The 18,977-nt window shown below is 49.7% G+C and carries 18 protein-coding genes; 6 read left to right on the top strand and 12 right to left on the bottom strand.

Translation table 11 applies throughout. The features are described 5' to 3' along the window. The first annotated feature begins 330 nt into the window (after window positions 1-330). Window positions 331-2,289 carry an endonuclease/exonuclease/phosphatase family protein gene (locus tag OIN60_RS10915; RefSeq protein WP_305754896.1) on the top strand — a complete coding sequence of 653 codons (1,959 nt, stop codon included), beginning with the start codon at window positions 331-333 and terminating at the stop codon, window positions 2,287-2,289. Window positions 2,290-2,383: 94 nt separating this feature from the next. Here the strand turns inward: OIN60_RS10915 and kduD are convergent, their stop codons facing one another. From kduD to kduI, 3 genes are all read right to left on the bottom strand, one after another. After that, window positions 2,384-3,136: a 2-dehydro-3-deoxy-D-gluconate 5-dehydrogenase KduD gene (kduD, locus tag OIN60_RS10910; protein WP_305754895.1), complete on the bottom strand. Its 753-nt coding sequence runs from the start codon at window positions 3,134-3,136 to the stop codon at window positions 2,384-2,386. Between the two features lie 47 nt (window positions 3,137-3,183). After that, window positions 3,184-3,942: a DeoR/GlpR family DNA-binding transcription regulator gene (locus OIN60_RS10905; protein ID WP_305754894.1), complete on the bottom strand. Its 759-nt coding sequence runs from the start codon at window positions 3,940-3,942 to the stop codon at window positions 3,184-3,186. A 135-nt stretch (window positions 3,943-4,077) separates the two neighbouring features. Beyond that, entirely contained in the window at window positions 4,078-4,911 is an 834-nt protein-coding gene (kduI, locus tag OIN60_RS10900; protein WP_305754893.1) for a 5-dehydro-4-deoxy-D-glucuronate isomerase, read from the bottom strand. 202 nt (window positions 4,912-5,113) lie between these two features. Between kduI and OIN60_RS10895 the strand changes: the two genes are divergently transcribed. Then, on the top strand, window positions 5,114-5,536 hold the full coding sequence (locus OIN60_RS10895) for a VOC family protein (RefSeq protein ID WP_305755526.1): 423 nt from the start codon (window positions 5,114-5,116) through the stop codon (window positions 5,534-5,536). A 35-nt stretch (window positions 5,537-5,571) separates the two neighbouring features. Beyond that, a complete protein-coding gene (locus OIN60_RS10890) occupies window positions 5,572-6,183 on the top strand; it encodes a TetR/AcrR family transcriptional regulator (RefSeq protein WP_305754892.1) in 612 nt (203 codons plus the stop codon). A gap of 144 nt (window positions 6,184-6,327) precedes the next feature. On the opposite strand, the gene OIN60_RS10885 is transcribed toward OIN60_RS10890, so the two are convergent. From OIN60_RS10885 to fabF, 4 genes are all read right to left on the bottom strand, one after another. Then, a complete protein-coding gene (locus OIN60_RS10885; protein ID WP_305754891.1) occupies window positions 6,328-7,257 on the bottom strand; it encodes an aldo/keto reductase in 930 nt (309 codons plus the stop codon). A 284-nt stretch (window positions 7,258-7,541) separates the two neighbouring features. Beyond that, complete coding sequence (locus OIN60_RS10880; RefSeq protein WP_305754890.1) at window positions 7,542-8,018, bottom strand: C40 family peptidase; 477 nt, start codon at window positions 8,016-8,018, stop codon at window positions 7,542-7,544. A gap of 122 nt (window positions 8,019-8,140) precedes the next feature. Then, entirely contained in the window at window positions 8,141-9,019 is an 879-nt protein-coding gene (locus OIN60_RS10875) for a carbonic anhydrase (RefSeq protein WP_305754889.1), read from the bottom strand. Window positions 9,020-9,125: 106 nt separating this feature from the next. After that, complete coding sequence (gene fabF, locus OIN60_RS10870) at window positions 9,126-10,370, bottom strand: beta-ketoacyl-ACP synthase II (RefSeq protein ID WP_305754888.1); 1,245 nt, start codon at window positions 10,368-10,370, stop codon at window positions 9,126-9,128. A 143-nt stretch (window positions 10,371-10,513) separates the two neighbouring features. On the opposite strand from fabF, the gene OIN60_RS10865 reads away from it, so the two are divergent. Continuing rightward, entirely contained in the window at window positions 10,514-11,380 is an 867-nt protein-coding gene (locus OIN60_RS10865) for a helix-turn-helix transcriptional regulator (protein ID WP_305754887.1), read from the top strand. An 80-nt stretch (window positions 11,381-11,460) separates the two neighbouring features. Here the strand turns inward: OIN60_RS10865 and OIN60_RS10860 are convergent, their stop codons facing one another. The 4 genes from OIN60_RS10860 to OIN60_RS10845 form a co-directional block, all read right to left on the bottom strand. After that, window positions 11,461-13,425, bottom strand: a complete 1,965-nt coding sequence (locus OIN60_RS10860; RefSeq protein WP_305754886.1) for a glycoside hydrolase family 127 protein — start codon at window positions 13,423-13,425, stop codon at window positions 11,461-11,463. Window positions 13,426-13,468: 43 nt separating this feature from the next. Continuing rightward, the gene (locus tag OIN60_RS10855) at window positions 13,469-14,296 is read right to left on the bottom strand and encodes a carbohydrate ABC transporter permease (RefSeq protein WP_305754885.1); all 828 of its coding nucleotides are present in this window, start codon (window positions 14,294-14,296) and stop codon (window positions 13,469-13,471) included. 13 nt (window positions 14,297-14,309) lie between these two features. Beyond that, window positions 14,310-15,227 (bottom strand): carbohydrate ABC transporter permease, encoded by a 918-nt coding sequence (locus OIN60_RS10850; RefSeq protein ID WP_305755525.1) that lies wholly within the window; start codon window positions 15,225-15,227, stop codon window positions 14,310-14,312. Window positions 15,228-15,338: 111 nt separating this feature from the next. Then, window positions 15,339-16,655 (bottom strand): ABC transporter substrate-binding protein, encoded by a 1,317-nt coding sequence (locus OIN60_RS10845; RefSeq protein ID WP_305754884.1) that lies wholly within the window; start codon window positions 16,653-16,655, stop codon window positions 15,339-15,341. Window positions 16,656-16,846: 191 nt separating this feature from the next. Between OIN60_RS10845 and OIN60_RS10840 the strand changes: the two genes are divergently transcribed. Both OIN60_RS10840 and OIN60_RS10835 read left to right on the top strand, forming a co-directional pair. Next, on the top strand, window positions 16,847-17,737 hold the full coding sequence (locus tag OIN60_RS10840) for a helix-turn-helix domain-containing protein (protein WP_305754883.1): 891 nt from the start codon (window positions 16,847-16,849) through the stop codon (window positions 17,735-17,737). A 59-nt stretch (window positions 17,738-17,796) separates the two neighbouring features. Further along, window positions 17,797-18,282 carry a tetratricopeptide repeat protein gene (locus tag OIN60_RS10835; protein WP_305754882.1) on the top strand — a complete coding sequence of 162 codons (486 nt, stop codon included), beginning with the start codon at window positions 17,797-17,799 and terminating at the stop codon, window positions 18,280-18,282. Between the two features lie 39 nt (window positions 18,283-18,321). Here the strand turns inward: OIN60_RS10835 and OIN60_RS10830 are convergent, their stop codons facing one another. Next, complete coding sequence (locus tag OIN60_RS10830) at window positions 18,322-18,861, bottom strand: NAD(P)H-dependent oxidoreductase (protein ID WP_305754881.1); 540 nt, start codon at window positions 18,859-18,861, stop codon at window positions 18,322-18,324. Between the last annotated feature and the right edge of the window lie 116 nt (window positions 18,862-18,977).

Below are 18,977 nucleotides of genomic sequence, written 5' to 3'. Positions count from 1 at the left end.
TGCCCTGTGTTCGCAGGCTTTTTGCTGCTGAAGGCTACACCAGATTTAAAACACGGAACAGCTTGTATAAATAATGAACGCCACGCACCGGCCACGGGAATATGGAACAATTAACAATTTATGTACTTGTATTTTATATTGATTTGAGAATTCGGCTTTAAGCTTGAAATAGATATCTAAGAATCGAGGTGAATGTCACTAGCCCATGTCGAAACGTCTTCGCAGTGGATTCCCGCCTTAAGAAGATTCATGGTTTGAGATCCGAAGAGGTTGTCAAAATAATGCAGGCAAGACATCATTGTATCGACCTGAAAGGGAGGGGAACATACTGTGTCTCAAGTAAAATCATTATTTAGTCGTCTAATGTGTGCCATGTTTGCAGTTATCCTTGGCATACCGACGCCAGGTTTATTTGCACAAGAGGCTTATGCGTCTGGTTATGCGATGGCTACGGACAAGTCAGCTTACTGGCAGGGTGAAAGCGTTGAGGTAACCTATACGGGAGCGCTTAATGAAAAAGATTGGATAGCTGTATATGAAGCTTCCAATGATGATCCGAATCAGGATGACTACCTGGACTGGCATTACACGGGAGCAGGAGGCGGAACCTTAACATTCAATACGAACTCCTTGAAACCCGGGGATTATACCCTTCATTTTTTGATTGACAACGGGTATCAAGTTGCGACAAGCACCTCGTTTACCATTGAAGAGTTACCGGCACCTTCCGGTCTGTCTCTGGACGCAGTGGTAGGCAGCGATAAAACCATTACCGGTGATGTCACGATTAAACCGCCTGCAGATCATAAGATCATCCAAAATTATAAATTGTATTGGGGTGGAGCGAGCGGTTTGCTCTCTGGCGTACCGGAAGTGGCCACGGTAACGACCGCTGTTTATCAGGAGGATGCCGTGTTCTCGTTTCAACCGGGTACCGTCGTGCCTGATGGAGCCACTTCACTTCTGGCCTATTCCAAACATGAAGGACTGCAATCGCAATCTTTCGCGAGAGCGCTGCTTCCCGGATATGTGACTCCGGACGAGGTTGATTTGACCGTGATGAGCTTTAATATATGGCAAGGACCGGTCAAATCCAAATACGGTGTTGACGGTGCCGCGCAGCATATCGCAAACGCCATCCGTGAAAGCGGAGCTGATGTAGCGGGTATTCAGGAAACGGATAGGAATATCGTCATCAAAGCAGCGCAATTGCTCGGGTTTCATGCAGCCATCAAAGCCAACAGCGACCTCAGTCTGATCAGCAAATATCCAATCATTGAGGTTGATGAAGCGAATGACTATTATCTGATCGAAGTGGTGCCGGACAAGGCAGTGGCCATCGGCAATATCCATTTGTCTTCTTCTCCTTATGGCCCATACGATATCCAAGATGGCAAAACGGTCGAAGAAGTATTAAAGAAAGAGAATATGTTTCATATGACAGAAATGAAGAGTATGTTCAACAAGCTCCCGGCTTTGGCTGCCCAAGGCATGCCGGTATTCCTCACTGGCGATTTCAACGTTCCGTCACACTTGGATTGGGTTGAAGGCAATAAAAATCGCCATAATGGTCAAGCTGTCGAATGGCCGGTATCCAAGAAGCTGGAGGAACTTGGTTTCCAAGATTCCTATCGTGCCATCCATCCCGATCCTGTAGCAAAGCCTACCATGACTTGGGCTGTTGAAGGAACGGAGTGGAGGAACCCGGAAATGTATGATCGAATCGATTATGTTTACAATAGCGGTCCCGTTGTTGTAAAGGACAGCCAAGTCTATGGAGAGAAGCAGGTGGTCGGAGGAAACTCTAATTCCTTTACCAAATCCGATGTAGAATTGGATACTTGGGTATCTGACCACAGAGCCGTGGTTTCGACTTTCACCGTAACTCCGCGCAGTTACAATGACTTGGAGCTGCCGAAAGATCCGGAAATCGACAAAGCGACGATTAGTCTGGAAAAAACCGTTTTCGCTCATGGCGAACCGATTACAGTCAGCTACAAAGGTGCCCAAAGTCTGACGGATTGGATCGGGATTTATAAGAAGGATGAAAGTCCAGGCGGTCCCGCTTCACAGAAATGGGACTATGTGTCAAGTCTTCCTGACGGTAAATTGACATTGGATGACAACAGCGAGGGCAAAGTACCTACCATGGCAGATATTGCGCCGGGCGAATATTTTGTTACCTTGCTGCTTAACGACGGTTACCAGGAAAATGCTGAGCGGATTTACATTACGATAACGGACGAGCCTTACGCGGAGCAAAGGATGAAGTTGAACTCAAGGTTATGAGCCTTAATATTTAGCAAGGACCGTGACCCCCGTACTCATGGAGTGCGGGGGTCTATCCTTCTTCAATACTGAGAATAGAAAATGATTCGGAGAATTAACGCGCCATCCATCCGCCATCTACGCACAGAACATGCCCGTTCATATAATCAGAGGCGGCGGAAGCGAGGAATACCGCCGGTCCTTTCAGATCCTCGGGCGTTCCCCAGCGGCCTGCCGGAATACGTTCTGTAATGGAACGTGTCCGGTCAGGGTCCTGCAGAATCGGTGCCGTATTGTTCGTATCTATGTAGCCTGGCGCAATGGCGTTAACCTGGATGCCCTTTTGCGCCCATTCGTTGGCCAGCGCTTTTGTCAAACCCGCAATGCCGTGCTTGCTCGCGGTATATCCCGGGACGTTGATACCCCCTTGGAAGGAGAGCATGGAGGCGATATTAATAATTTTGCCGCTGCCGCGGCTGATCATATGGCGGCCGGTCAACTGCGACAGCATGAAAATGGAGTTGAGGTTCAAATTGATCACATCGTTCCAGTCCTGCAGACTGTGCTCTGCTGCCGGATTGCGGCGGATCGTGCCCGCGTTATTGACGAGAATATCAATGTTGCCCGTCAAGCCCAAAGCATCTGTGAACACCTGTTCAATGCCGTCGGTATCGCCGAGGTCGGCCTTGATATCGAAAGCCTGTCTGCCCAGATCACGAATGGCGGAGATCGCTTGCTCACTGCCTGATCTGGATACGGTAATTACGTCGGCACCGGCTTCGGCCAGACCGATCGCGATGCTTTCTCCGATTCCGCCTGAACTGCCGGTTACGAGCGCCGTTTTTCCTTCAAGTTGAAACCATTGCATAAAATGATGTCACTCCTTTAATCGATGTCAGGTTGATAGGATAGAGATTAGGTATAGCTAATAATGCGGACGCCTGTGTCCCTGATACGCTGCCCATACTGGTTATCCGGTATCCGGTCCGTAATCATGGCCGTCAGATCCGACAGGGAGGCAAACGTACGCAGAGCGGTCTGGCCGAATTTATGATGATCCGTTACAGCGTACACCTCTGTAGAGACCGCGATCAACGCCCGCTTGAAATCAATCAGATCGCTTGTATATACGGACAAGCCGTTCTCTGGATGAATTGCGGTAGAGGAGATGAATGCTTTCCGGACATTCAGCCCCTGAATGAAGGCCACCGCTTCCGCACCTGCAAGCACATTGCGGATACGGTAACCGCCGGGTACGACAAGCCGAATATGATCCTTCGGAGCCAGCTCGCTGATGATATAAACATCATTGGTGATGACCGTGATGGGTTCCGGTCCGAGCTGCTTCGCAATTTCCAGTGTCGTGCTGCCGCCGTCCAGAGCGATAATATCGTTCTCGACGATCAGCGATGAGGCGGCGGCAGCAATCTGCTTTTTCTCGGAAAGATGCTTGACCTGTGACTCCTGCTCGGGCAGAACCCCGTATTGCTCACGATTGGCCAGCATGGCTCCACCGTGAACACGAACCACCAACCCCTGTTCCTCCAGCTTGGTAAGATCCTCGCGGATCGTCTTGCCGGTGACATTCAGGCGCTCGCTAAGCTCATTTACTGTGACTTCCTTGTCACGCAGCAGGGCCTCCATAATAATTTCATATCTTCTAAGAGGGTTCATAAAGCATTCATCCGTTCTTTTTTGCTTAAGATTCTAGAATGTATAAACTTCTTGGTACAAGCTTCCTGGAATCGCAAGAAAAACTTCCGCTAAACGTGGTCTGTCTTCTTTGAATTACATCGATAAACGTTTTTCTTATCTTAACTCTTTCATGGCTATGCCATCCATATCCTCGAAAACCTGGTTTTCCCCGGCCATTCCCCATATAAATGTATAGTTATGTGTGCCTACGCCGCTGTGAATGGACCAGCTCGGAGAGATGACAGCCTGCTCATTACGCATAACGAGATGGCGGGTCTCCTGTGGTTCTCCCATCAAATGAAATACGACAGCATCCTCCGGAAGGTTGAAGTACAGATATACCTCGGAGCGGCGGTTGTGGGTATGGGCCGGCATTGTATTCCACATATTGCCCGGCTCCAGTACAGTCATGCCCATAACCAATTGGCAGCTTTGAATGCCCTTATCATGGATATAGCGGTAAATCGTGCGCTCATTGGAATGATCAATAGATCCCAGGTGAACATTAAAGGCATCGGATGGTCCTGTTTTCACCGTCGGATAGGTTTTGTGGGCAGGTGTTGAATTCAGATAAAATTTGGCCGGACTTGCGGAATCGCTGCTTTTGAACAGCACTTCCTTGGCTCCAAGTCCTACATATAGACACTCTCGTGTGTCCAACTCGTAGTCACTGCCATCCACGGTAATTGTGCCGGGTCCGCCGATGTTGATGATTCCGATTTCGCGGCGTTCCAGAAAAGTGTCTGCTCCAATGGTCTTGGAATCCGCTTTCAATTCAATCGTTTCCTGAACCGGAACAGCCGCTCCGATAATGTAACGGTCTACATGGGAATACACCAGCTTTAGCTCGCCGGGAACGAATAAAGACTCGATCACGTACTCGTGGCGCAATCGTTCAGTGTCGAAAGCTTTCACTTCATTGGGATGTGAGGCGTGGCGGTTTTCCATAATTACCGTCTCCTTTGTGTGCACATTAGTTAAAATAGGGTTTATATAAGTTTAAATTACTCCAGATAAGTTCATTTGACAAGTGAATAAATAAAATTTTAATGGAAGTAAATTCGGAGGCAGTGATTGTTCACTTGTTCATTTACATACATTCTGTCTGTATGTTAAAGTGTGAATACCATAATTAAAGGGGGAGGACATGATGAAAGTATCCAGTTTTTATCCCGTCATTTTAACAGATCAAGTTGTTGGAACAGCCGCATTTTACGTAGAACATTTTGGGTTCGAAAAGGTGTTCGAAGCGGATTGGTACGTCAGCTTGAAAATGTCCGGCAATAACATTCCGTTCGAATTGGCTATTCTTGACTCCGCTCATTCGACTATTCCCGACAGGTATAGGACGAGGGTAAGTGGGCTGATTCTTAACTTTGAGGTAGACGATGTTGATGCCGAGTACAACCGTCTCATTCATGAGGCCAAGCTTCCCCTGGAGCTTGATATTCGGAGCGAGGATTTTGGACAACGGCACTTCATTACTTCAGATCCCAATGGCGTCTTGATCGATGTTATTACCGTTATTCCTCCAACCCATGAATTCAGCAACCAATATGCTAAAGAGCTGTAGAACCAAGGGAATGTTTGAATGGGGGCTTATGTACCGTGAGGAGAAGCAGAACGGAGACAACGGAAACGATACGAAAACTGATTGAAATTGCCAGAGCTCATTTTACCAAGCATGGTTATGCGAATGTGGCAATGGAGTCGATTGTTCATGAAGCGAATCTGACTCGCGGAGCGATCTATCACCATTTTCGAGGCAAGAAGGATTTGTTTCGAATTGTTCTTGAAGATGTCCAGCGAGAGGTTGCCGAGAGGGTGGAACAAGAGGCTTCGACAAGCGATGATCCGTGGCAGCAGCTCTACCTGGGATGCCGTACATTCATTATGTCCGCCGTCGAAGAGCGTAACAGGCGAATCATGCTGATCGATGGGCCGGCCATTCTTGGATGGGAAGTTTGGAGGGAGATGGATAACAAGCATTCCATGCGTTTATTGCGTGAACAGCTTGATACCATGCAAAACCAGGGCTCCTTTCAAGGGGTTCCCCTTCACGCTATGACGCATTTCATTTCAGGAGCTTTGAATGAGACAGCGCTCTGGCTTGCAAATGAGTCTGTGCATCCGTCCGCTCTGGATGAAACCATGAAGGTCCTTACCGTATTCTTGGAAGGAATTAAACAACGTACAATTCAATCCCCCGATGTGGTTTGACCAAAAAAGGCCTTCCTCGCCGGGCAGCATCTGAGCAAAAGCAGATGCTGCCTGCAGATGTTACAGGTTTCCTGTTCGGCGAGGAGGTTTCGACCATTCGTGGTCAGAGCGTTCCGGTTGATAACCCGGATGGGCGGGAAATTTTTATTTTCGCAGATCCAGCCATTGCAGTTCCTCCTGTGTCAGCTTAATCCCCGCACCTTCGGCACAGGATTCCAGCTCTGCCGGGGTCCGGGCACCGATGACCGCACAGGCTGGAAACGGCTGATTAAGCACGTACGCAAGGGCGATTTGAATCGTGCTTGCATTTTTCTGGTCAGCAAGCTGTTCCGCGCGCCGGAGGCGCTCCCAGTTATCCTCACTGTAAAATACGCGCACCAAATCCTCGTTATCGCGCCGTTCCGGCGTGAATTGTCCGGTAAAAAATCCTCGGGCCTGCGAAGACCAGGATAATAGCGGAAGCTGCTGCCGTTCATGCCAATCGCAGGTCTCCTGATCAGCGGAGACACAGCCGGACCAGAAGGGCTCGTTGGCTTTAGCCAGACTGAGATTCGGGCTGCTGAAGGAGAAGCCTTGCAGTTCGTGTGCTGCTGCATATTCGTTCGCTTCTTGCAGACGCTGCCAGGTCCAGTTGGAGGCACCGATGGCCTCAATAGTTCCGGCTTCGATATGACGGTTCAACGCTTCAAGGATCTCACCGACAGGTACGGAGGGGTCATCCCGGTGCAGCGCGTAGAGCTCCACTGAAGGTGTCTGCAGCCTCTCTAGACTGCGGGCCAAATCCGCATCAATGGCTGCGCGGTGTACACGCGGTCCGTTTTGATCATGGTGCGCTCCTTTGGTCAGAATGACCCATTGATCGCGGTTTCCCTTTTCCTTCATATATCTGCCGATGACCTCTTCACTTTGACCACCGGTATAGATGTAAGCCGTATCAATCGTATTGCCGCCGGCCTCCAGAAAAGCATCCAGATTCCGTGCGGCTGTGTCGTAGTCCTCATGGGTGAAATAATCGGAGCCTTTAATCAGACGTGACACCGATTTATGGGTTCCTTCAATCCGAATATATTCCATAATGCTGACGCCTCCTAGGATCAATAATATTCTTTACGGATAACTACTAAACGTGTTCTTAAAAGTAATATTATCACTGGATGGAAAGCGGTTCCATATAAGAAATACGAAGCAAAATTTGCCGCAAACGTTTCTTTTTTATTATATCCCGAGGGAGGAACTGCTGGAGCGGGCAGCATCAGCAATTGGAAAATGGCTCGTTCCGAAGCGCCTCAGAGCATGAAAAGGGGAGTCCCAGGTCAAAAGACCTTTTGGGACATCCCCTCGGCAATATAGGAGCGTTATCAGTAATGACGGCCTGTGATGTAACGGCTCGCCCAGTAACCTGTTTTCAAACTGGAAATCGTAACCCCGCCACCCGGCGAGTTACCGATAAATTTGCCGTTTCCGGAATAAATGCCCACATGGTCAATTTGACCGGGCTTGTTCACGCTGAACATGACAAGATCACCGATGGCCAGCCTGCTCTTGCTGTTAACCGGTGTACCCCATTTAGCCTGGGCTTTGGACCCCCAAGGGATCTTTTTTCCGTTCTTCTGGAACACAAATTGCGTAAAGGAGGAGCAATCGAAGATCAACTGAGCAGGATTGCGGACGCCCCACTTGTATGTAACTCTACCCTGATAGGATTTGGCCGTATTGACGATTTTATGTCCGTTGGTTGCATAAGTTTCCTGAGCCGAGGCCGGGACCGGTGCTGCAAAGCTGGCTGCAGAGAATAACATGGAGAACGTTAGAGCAGCAGTAACTAGTTTTTTCATTGCCATCTCACTTTCCAAATTGGTATTTAATAGTCTTACAGGTGTACATTAGCACATATTCCATAAGAAATTCCCTAGTAGATGTATGGGTATGGAGGAAATATTGACCAACTATGAGTATCTCATTCTGTCTTCTGTCGAGATAAAAAGGTATGCAGCTTGAGAAGTACTGAGTCTATTTCACGATCTCCCAGAGGCTGTACCGGACGATGATTGTCCGGGAATATGGCTGCGAATTTAGCAATTTGCTCTTGGGACATCTCAATCGGGTGTTCGAGCACAGTCCAGCTTACATTCTCGGTGCACGGAGGAGTTGTAAGAGAACCGCTGTAGTGGATGGACTGCAGATTGGCAGGCAGCAAAGAGGTGAGGTCAATCGCACTTTCCAGTTCAACCGTTTTTTTCGTCTCGTCTGTGGGAAGGTTGTCCCAGAAGCTTTCGAACGCCATATGTTCAGAGCCATTTTCAATCAAAATGCCAAGCACAGCAGTACGGTTATTCTCACTCTTATGGACAAAATGCAGCTCCATATCCGCATTCTGTCCGTTAATCTGATGTTCGCTCGGATGATGGAAATGAAACTGGGTCAGTGTAAATTTGGTACCGTCCAGCACGATATAATTGCTGTTATCCTTCAAGCTGACTTGAATGGTATATCCGTTGTTTTGAATGCTTGCCTTCGCATTACCATAATGAATGTCTATCGGTTTGAGGATTTCGGAGGTTGTCAGATGGGCATGTTTAATATCGATGGGGGACTGTTGTGTGCCGTTGCCGCATGCTAGATAATCTGCTTCTAGCTCGCCCCAATGCTCCGGGCCGGTGTCCCCTTCATACGACCAGTGAGCGGGAGGAACTAGGGAGGTAGTGCTTGTTAGAATACTGGGAACTTGACTGCCTATTCCGTTGCTTGTAGTCTGATTGGACTGTTGCTGAGCACATCCTGCCACAAAAATAAGGGTAAGCACAGATGTAGAAGCGAGTTGTAACTTGTTGATCATCGGCTTGTCCTTCTTTCTGCATTTGTAGATAGCTTGTGGAATTGTATATTGTTAAAGGCCGTCTCAGAATCACCTTGCGGACGGACGGCCATAGTGTTGGATGATATTATGACACATATTTTTTGATAAGAATGGCGGAATTATGCCCTCCAAAGCCGAAAGAGTTGGACATTCCGATCTTCACATCAACTGACCTTGCTTGATTCGGCACATAATCGAGATCGCATTCCGGATCGGGGGTCACTAAATTAATGGTTGGCGGGATAACGCCATCCTGAAGAGACTTCACCAATGCAACCGCTTCTATAGCGCCTGAAGCGCCCAGCATATGGCCAGTCATGGATTTGTTCGCAGTGACCGGCATGCGGTAAGCATGTTCTCCGAATAATTGCTTGAGCGCTGCGGTTTCCGAACGGTCACCAATCACAGTACTCGTAGCATGGGCGCTGACGACATCAACCTGCTCCGGTGAAATTCCGGCCTCGGACAATGCCGCTGCCATGGCCCGGGCTGCCCCACGACCGTCAGGTGGAGTAGCTACCATATGATAAGCATCCGAGCTGGCACCATAACCGATGACCTCTGCCAGGATTGTAGCGTTTCTGCGTTGTGCATGGGTGAGGGATTCCAAAATGAGCATGCCAGCTCCTTCTGCCATGACGAAACCGTCCCGGCTGGCATCAAACGGACGGCTGGCACGCTCAGGCTCCTCGTTATGGGTGGAGAGGGCGGTCGCATTAGCAAAGCTGGCTATAGCAATATCCGTCAAGGCCGCTTCTGATCCGCCTGCAATAATGAGATCCGAACGTCCTGCTTGTATATTGAAGAAAGCTTCTCCAATGGCGGTATTTCCTATGGAGCAGGCTGTCACCGGTGACAGCGAGGGGCCAAGCGCACCATATCTGATACTGATCATGGCGGCTGCCATATTAGAGATTATCATGGGCACGAGGACTGGACTCACCCGTTCCGGTCCACGTTCGGCAAGAACACTGCCTTGGTTCATCAGGCTTTGAATACCTCCCACCCCGGAGCCGACGTATACTCCCAGCCGTTCCTGATTGATATCCTCGAGATTAAGTCCTGAATTTTGGATAGCTTCTTCTGCGGCCGCCAGAGCGAACTGGCAAAAACGGTCCATTTTGCGCGCTTCCTTGACTCCAAAAAGCGCGTTCGGATCAAAATCCCGGACAATGCCCGCAATTTTTACTTTGTGCCTTGACGTGTCTAAAGTATCTATTTTTGAAATTCCAGATTCTCCACGCACAAGACGGGACCAGAACGTCTCCACATCATTGCCCATCGGCGATATGACGCCCATACCTGTAATGACAACTCTTTCTTTTTCCATAAAAAGTAACCCTCCTTGGAGCTGAATAATTTCTGCTGCTAGGGTTAGAATGTCATGAATATTATCCTATTACAAGATATCGTTTATGCTAGTATAATTAGTACCAGATTATCCTACCATCGCTTTGAAAAGAGGAGATACGAATGAATTCCCAAACCAGACTGCAGGCGTTATCCGTTTTTCTAAAGGCGCAACGAGCCAAGCTTTCTCCCGAAGCGGCCGGGTTGCCGACAGGCATGAGAAGGAGAACTCCAGGGCTGCGCAGGGAAGAGGTGGCGCAACTGGCAGGGGTGAGCACTACCTGGTATACATGGCTGGAGCAGGGACGCGATATCAAGGTGTCTTCTTCTGTCTTGGATTGCGTAGCTGCAGCGCTCCAGTTAACGGCCGACGAGCGAAAATATGTGTTTTCACTGGCTCTGGATACAGGGCAGTCAACATTATCTTATCCGACAAGGCAAGCAGCGCCTCTCATGACCCCCTCTCTGGAAAAAATCATAACTGAGCTGCGCTATTGTCCGGCGATTATTTCAGATCGCACCTGTCGTATTGTCGGGTGGAATGTCGCTGCTGCTTATGTATTTCTTGACTTTGAGCTTATTCCCTGGGAGGAGCGCAATATGATCTCTCTGCTGTTCTCCCGCAGGGAATTCAAGCGTCTGGCGGTGAATTGGGAGCATTTCGCTAACGGTTATCTTGCAATGTTTCGTTCGTACTACGGACAGTATGTTGAAGACGAATGGTATGAGCAGTTTTTGGAGGAGATGAAACAACGTCATCCGGCTTTTGAACAGATGTGGGAACAGAGCCGGGTCAGCTATGCACCGGATGTTCATCTCGAATTCAGGCATGCGAGGGCAGGGAAGATGGTATTCGAGCTTACTTCTCTTCAGGTCTATGGTGAACATGATCTTCGCTGCAGTATATATACACCGGATGCAAGAACAGAAGAGAAACTGCAAAAATTGATGAATGATCAGGGGAACATGAGTGCGGATGAAACATTTTAGATGTGGAGATTTGCTTGTCAATTAAAAGAGCGGGTGTTGGTGGACGATTTCCAACACCCGCTTTTTCCCTGCATTTTGGTCTATGAGCGGTACCGGCTCCAAACCGTCATTTCTCCCGGCTCCCTGTTGCTCCAGGCATAATACGGAACGGCTTTGATCTGAACTGGTATCCGCGCCGCAGGGCTTGTGGCATAGAGCGCATCCGAACCTGCCGCAATAGCATCGGACCGGGTTGCCGTACCGCAAATGACGACCGATCCTCCGAATAGCTCATCATCGTAAACGGCTTCCAGCTTGGAGCCTACCGCCAATTCAATATCCTGCAGGTTGGCACCGTTGTCCACTTCTTCAAGGCAGTAGACGATCGGTCCCCGCTGCAGGGCAGCTTTACCCGCATTTTCCCGCAGTGCCGGATGGGCAAATACCAGCTCGACCGGCATGCTCATTTCCAGCATGATGCGGTCCCCTGGCTGCCAGGTTCTGTGCAGGGAGGCATAACCGTTGCTCATTACGGCATCCGTTACTTCATTACCGTTGACAGTGATTTTGGCTTCTTTGCACCAGCCCGGAATCCGCAGCGAAACACCGAATTCAGCCTCGTGGTCCATGTCCAGCTCCAGCTCAACCGCTGCATCCCAGGGATAATTGGTTTTCTGGATCAGGCGCACCTCTTGGTCGGCTAGATCAACCGTCGCACTGCTGCCGATATACAAGTGCACGTATAGCTCCTTACGCTCGTCATTTTGCGAGTAGATGTATTGGCCGAGCGAAGCGATCAGGCGTGCGATATTCGGCGGACAGCAGGCGCAGCCGAACCATGGCTGGCGGGTGACCTTAACCGTCGACATATCGTGACGATGATTGGCTGTATCCGGCCATACCTCCAGCGGATTGACGTAAAAATAACTTTTGCCATCCAGCGAAATGCCGCTCAACACACCATTGTACAGCGCGCGCTCCATGACGTCTGCGTACTCCCGGTCCGCCTCAATCTGCAGCATCCGGTGTGCCCAGAACATGAGCCCGATCGCTGCGCAGGTCTCCGCATAGGCACGGTCGTTGGGCAGGTCATAGGGTACGGTGAACCTTTCTTCATATTCAGAGGAGCCGATACCTCCGGTGACGTACATTTTACGGCGGGTCGTATCCTTCCAGAGCTGTCTGCACGCATCAAGCAGTTGCTGATCCCCGTTTTGTACCGCCAGATCGGCCATGGCACTGTACAAGTATACGGCCCGCACCGAATGGCCTTCCGCCGTATGCTGCTCACGAACAGGAGCGTGGGCCTGGAAATAATCGTAATTGCGCTTGCGGGCAGTATTCTCCTGATGTTGCCGGGCTTCCTGATCAAAGAAATGCGGCTGCTGTCCGCGTTGGTCGACGAAGAAGCTGCTCAGCTCCAAATATTTAACCTGGCCGGTGGCCTCGTACATTTTCACTAATGCCAGCTCGATTTCCGGATGTCCGTCGTAACCCTGCATCTGGTCAGGTCCCGGACCGAAAACCGTACCGATATAGTCGGCATATCTGGCCATGATATCGAGGAATTTCCTTTTGCCGGTGGCCTGAACATACGATACGGCTGCTTCCATCAGATGACCTGCACAGTACAGCTCATGATTATCGCGCAGGTTGGTCCAGCGCTCTCCCGGATGTTTGACCGTATAATACGTATTCAGGTACCCGTCCGGCTGCTGCGCTCTTTCCAGCAGGTCGATGACCTCATCGGCCGTTTTTTCCAGCTCGGGGTCCCGTTCCCTGGACAAAATGAAGCCGACGGTTTCCAGCCATTTGCCAAGGTCGCTGTCCTGGAACACCATGCCGTAATATTCGCCTTGTGCTTCACCCGCGGCAAGACGGAAGTTTTCGATTGTATGGCTGGGCTCCGCGCCGGGGATATTGTCGTTCAATGCATCCCATTGATAAGGGACGACTGTCTCGGTTACATTTTGCTCCCGTGAGCTCCAGAAGGAGTCCTGGATCGTCACCTGCTGCAGGGTTAAAGGATTCATCTTTTTCTGTACCTGATTGTTCATTGTGCTCATGGTCATACTCCTTCGATTATAAATTTTTGGCGTTATACATGTTTTATTCACCTTTCAAACCGGACAACGTAATACCTTTGATGAAAAAATCCTGGGCCAGCAGGAACACGACAATAAGCGGAATAATTGTAATGACAGTACCTGCCATCAGAACGGGCCAGTCTGTCGAATACATGCCCTGCATGGCGGCGAGGCCAAGCGGCAGTGTCATCATGTCCTGCGAGTTAATGTACACGAGCGGGGAGAGGAAATCATTCCACATGCCCATGAAGACGAATACACCAAGTGTAGCCATCGCCGGTTTGGAAAGCGGGATGAAAATGCGCCAGTAGACCCCGAAAGGCGTACATCCGTCGATTTTGGCCGCATCCTCCAGCGAGGCGGGAATCGTGAGGAAAAACTGGCGCAGCAGGAATGTGCCGAAAGCGGATACCAGCGCGGGCAGAATGAGCGCCCAATGCGTATCCACCAGATTGTACGAACGCATGATGATAAAGTTGGGAATCAGGGTCACCTGGGCAGGAATCATCATCGTAGCCAGATATAGTCCAAACAGCAGCTCCCTGTATTTGAACTTGAGTCTTGCAAATACATACCCGGCCATGGAGCTGGTGATCAATTGGGCCACTACGGCGATCACAGTGATTTTAACACTGTTCAGCAGATAGGTCATGAACGGAAACCGGTCCGATATGCGCAAATAATTTTCCCATTGAATGGATTCCCCGAACAGCGTGGGCGGGAACACGAACACTTCACTGATATTTTTCAGCGAGGTGCTGACAGACCAGAGAAAAGGCAGAATCATCGTAATGGCACCTGCAAGCAGTACGGCGTGTGCGGTTATTTTAAGCGCCAGATTCGTTTTCACGGCTCAGCCTCCTTCAATAAATGCCCCATTTTTTTTGACGCCAGAACTGGAACAGGGTAATCAGCAGCACCAGGAAAAACAGAACATACGCCATCGCGCTTGCATACCCCATATTAAAATACTTAAATGCCGTCTCATAGAGGTAATGCACGATGACGGAGGTGGAACGCGCCGGCCCGCCCTGGGTCATCAGGAACACGGTGTCGAACACCTGGAATGAGCCGATCACAGACATGACGGTCACAAAAAAAGTGGTCGGTGACAGCAGCGGAACGGTAATATAACGAAATTTGTGGTGCCAACGGGCTCCGTCCATGTCCGCCGCTTCGTAGTAGCTTTCAGATATCGCTTGCAGGCCGGCCAGAAACAGCAGCATGTTAAACCCGATATTTTTCCACACGCTCGTGATAATCACTGCGGGCATAGCCCATACCGTGCTGGTCAGCCAATCCGGTCCCTTGATGCCAAAGAAGCCCAAGAAGTAATTCAGAATTCCGTATTCGGGATTGTAGATCCACTGCCACACCACCGCCACGGCCACCATAGAGGAAATGACCGGCAGAAAGTAGGCTGCCCTGTAAAATTTTTTGAACTTAATGTTCTGATCCAATGCCACAGCCAGAAACAGCGCCAGTACGATACCCAGCGGAACGGAAACGGCCGAAAAATAAAGGGTGTTCCAGAATACCTTGATGAAGGTCTCGTCATGGATTAATCCGGCGTAATTCTCCATCCCGACCCACTGTATGGGGCTCAACATATCCCAGGATGTGAAGCTTAGAAAAAATGAAGCGATGACCGGCAGAAACGTAAAAGCAAGAAAGCCGAGCAGGTTGGGCAGCAGCAGCAGAAAAGCCCAGGTTCCGTCCTTATAAAATAACCGTTTGAGTTTGCTTGAGCGGCTTGGAACGCGGATTTCCACGGATGCCATATCAGGGTCAGCCAAGTCTTGATTCGGGTGCATACGGGGTCACCTCCGTAACGGAGCCCGGCTTGCTGTACCGGGCGTGCCCGTCAGAATAAATGCTGGTGTGCCAGAAACTCATTGGGCAAGCTCGATGTTGGCTCTTTTCTCAATATTGGCGAGAGTAGCATCCACCGATTGACCGGAATACCAGAGCTTATCCGTTTCCTCGGTAATAATATCGTTCACTTTATTTTGGCGGATCAGGGAGAAAGGATGAGCCTCCGCATCTTTAAAGAAAGGGACCAGCTCTTTGAAGCCTTCGGGATGAACCTTGTCGTTATACCATTTTGCGATGCCTTCTTCGGTGTAAAGAGCGGTCCGGTTTGGCATCCATAAGCCTTCCTTCACCAGCCCGATCTGATATTCCTCGGAGGAAAGAAATTTCACCAGCTCCCATGCTTCCTCCGGGTGCTTCGTATTAGCCGCGACGGAGTGCAGGTGCGCCTGTCCCTGAGTCACGGCACGCTCAAATTTGGGGAGCGCCGCGACACCTACAGGGAAGCCCATGGTTGCCAGCTCCTGCAAAGCCCATGAACCGTCGATCATCATCGCAACCTTGCCGGTCTGCAGCATCTGGGCGGGCTTCATGCCGATGCTCTCCAGCGTCTTGGCGGTTGGGGAAGCACCATCGACCAGCCGCAGGTCGAGCACGGACTGCAGCACCTGCTTCGTTTGTGGTGTATTGATGGTCATTTTGGTGCCGTCTTCATTAAAGAGTGTCCCGTTATTGGACAAAATTTCGGCCGTCGTGTTGGCGAAGGCTTCCAGACCAAACGCCCCATACTGCGTGACTTTGTCGCCGTTTTTAATCGTCAGTTGCTTGGCCGTGTCGCGGAATTGCTCCCACGTCCATGCCTTGGCCGGATCGCCAGGCGGATAGGCAATACCCGCCTTGTCAAAAATATCTTTGTTATAGTAGAGTACAGGGGAAACGGTGCAGCTGCTTACGCCGTAGATGTTGCCGTCAATCTGCATAATGTTTGCTGCCGAAGGAATAAACTCATCCACCGAGAGATCGGCCTGGAAGCGGTCGGTTAAATCCAGCAGTACGCCCCGCTTCTGAAAAGCTCTGTATTCCGTAGAGCCGAGGAAAAAGACGTCCGGCGCGGAATTGCCGGCGAGCATGGTCAGCAGCTTCTGCACATACTGCGCCTGCGGGACAGGCTGATATTCGACTTTAATGTTGGGATGTGCCTTCATGAAGGCATCCAGTCCCTGCTGCACGCTCTGGGTCTCCAGCGGACTGGCTTCCCAGCCCATGAACTTGAGGGTGACGATACCGTCTGCCTGGTCACCGTTTGACGTGCTGCCGTTTGGAGACATACCTCCTGAGCAGGCTGAGGCAAGCAGTGAGCATAACAGGACAATGATGAGCAGGTGTAACTTTCTCACAGGATGACCCTCCTTCAATGGACAAAGATCGGATGGTTCGGGAACGCGGAGTTTCTCACGAATGCAAGCGCTTGCACAAGAAATCATAACATGATTGCTTGTGGCTGTAAGTAGCTGTACTGACAGAAAAGGTGGATTATACTGACCGATGGAATCATGGATAAGAATCACAGGCTTGAGGAGCTGAGGATATGAAGTTTCTAAAGACAGACATCACGAATCCGGTAGAATTCATATCATGCGGTCATTTTATTTCGAGTGTGCCCTGGACGCACAGTGAACGATGCATCGATTCCTATGAAGTGCTGATTGGGGTTCACAAAACGCTTTATATCTCGCAAAATGGAGTAGAGTACGAGCTGCAGCCAGGCCAGGTGCTGCTTTTGCAGCCCGGACTTGTCCACCACGGGCATAAGCCGTGCGAGGCGGGTGTTTCTTTTTACTGGTTTCATTTTATCCCGTCCGCGCAGGTTGAGTGGTTGGATGAGCAGGAGATGGCCCGTGTATGGCCCGCTCTGAATGGACCGGATGCGGACCGCACCTGTTCGGATATTTATTTGCCGTTAATGCTTACGCCGCAGGCGGTGGAGCGGATCAACATCCTGTTTCAGCAACTGCAGCATATCGTGCATTCCAATTATTATACACGCCAAAGCGCCCATTATTTAACGACCTCTCTGCTTATTGAGCTGACTGAACAGACGATTACGGAAGTGTACCGCAGCGCCCAACTGAACAAGGGAGACCGCAATATCGCAGAAATTATAGAATGGGTGCGGATTCATGCGGCGCAGGATATTTCGGTAGCCGACGTTGCCAGCAGATTCAATTACAACCGCGATTATCTCTCACGTTTCTTCAAGAAAAAGACCGGCTACAATCTGCAGGAGTACATACATCTGTTAAAAATTGCGAAGGCCAAGGACATCCTGTCCCGCAGTTCAGCGAGCGTGAAGCTGGTGTCCGCCAAGGTAGGAATTGAGGATGAAAAATATTTTATGCGCCTGTTCAAAAAGTATGTGCAGATGACACCAACCGATTATCGGAAGGCCTATTACAAAGTTCATCTGAACAATCATTAATAAGGTGTCCGGAATCGAAGATTTTGTGGATGATACTGACTAAATAGAGGAGTGAGGGGATGAAGGAGCGACTGGACAAAGCCCTGCAGCTCAGAAGTGAAGGCGAGCTTATGGCAGCGAACCAAATACTGGTGGAACTGGTGGAACTGCACCCGCAGGATGCGCTGGTGAACTACCAATGCGCCTGGAGCTTTGACGTACTGGGACGGGAGAGGGAAGCCATACCTTATTATGAAAAGGCGGTATCGCTGGGTTTGTCTGGGGAAGACCTGGAAGGGGCACTGCTGGGAATGGGCAGCACATACCGCACACTGGGAGATTATGAGGGCTCGCAGCGCACGTTCCGCAAAGGAATGGAGCTGTTTCCGGACAACCGGGCGATGAAGGTTTTTTACGCGATGACGTTGTATAACCTGCAGCAGCATCCGCAAGCGATGGAAATTCTGCTGCAGTGCATAGCGGAAAGCTCCAATGACAGCGAAATACAGAAATATAAAAGGGCCATTCTTTTTTATTCTGATCAGCTTGACAAGGTTTGGGAGTGAATTATTGCCGCTGCTCCCCTTAATTGAGAAAAAGCTGCATCAATGCACGAGCAAGCTCGAAGAAATTTGGATATATTCTGCATATCTCTTGGCCTCTTGCGCGAAATAGGCATCGGTACCATGAGTAGTATTATAGGTAACAAAAGCCGGAAGATACGTTCCGTTGCATTTGGTTACCGTTCTTTGTATCGGTCTGAAAAATTCGCTGATCGTAAAGCAATTGTCTCCGCCCGCCTGGTAGCCGTGTTCCGGGCCTCCCGTCGTAGTTGCAAGCATAAATTCCTTGCCTTTCAAATGATTTCCTTCAGGTCCAAACGCCCATCCGTACGTAAATACATCATCAAACCATTTTTTTAATAACGGGGGGCAGCTATACCAACAAAAAGGGAATTGAAAAATAATCCGGTCATACAACAGGAGCAATTGCTGTTCCTTTTCCACGTCAATATTCCAATCGGGATAAATACTGTAGAGGTCTCTTACATCGATATTTGCATGATTTTGAATCTCCAGCATGAAAGTCCGATTGACACGGGATGCCTCCAGGCCTGGATGTGCAACGATTACCATCGTTTTCATTTTGTTTGCCTCCTGTTTTTAAAGCCAGCTTATTTGCATCTCCAATTATTCAATCGAAAGCTATTTTTGAAAAGTACGCTTTTTATTCATACTTAGTCTTGAAAACCGTACGATAG

Origin of the sequence: Paenibacillus zeirhizosphaerae, from assembly GCF_030705605.1 — a bacterium.
GTDB classification, from domain to species: domain Bacteria; phylum Bacillota; class Bacilli; order Paenibacillales; family Paenibacillaceae; genus Paenibacillus; species Paenibacillus zeirhizosphaerae.
Note: the sequence above shows the minus strand (reverse complement) of the source record. Positions and strands in the feature narration are given on the sequence as shown.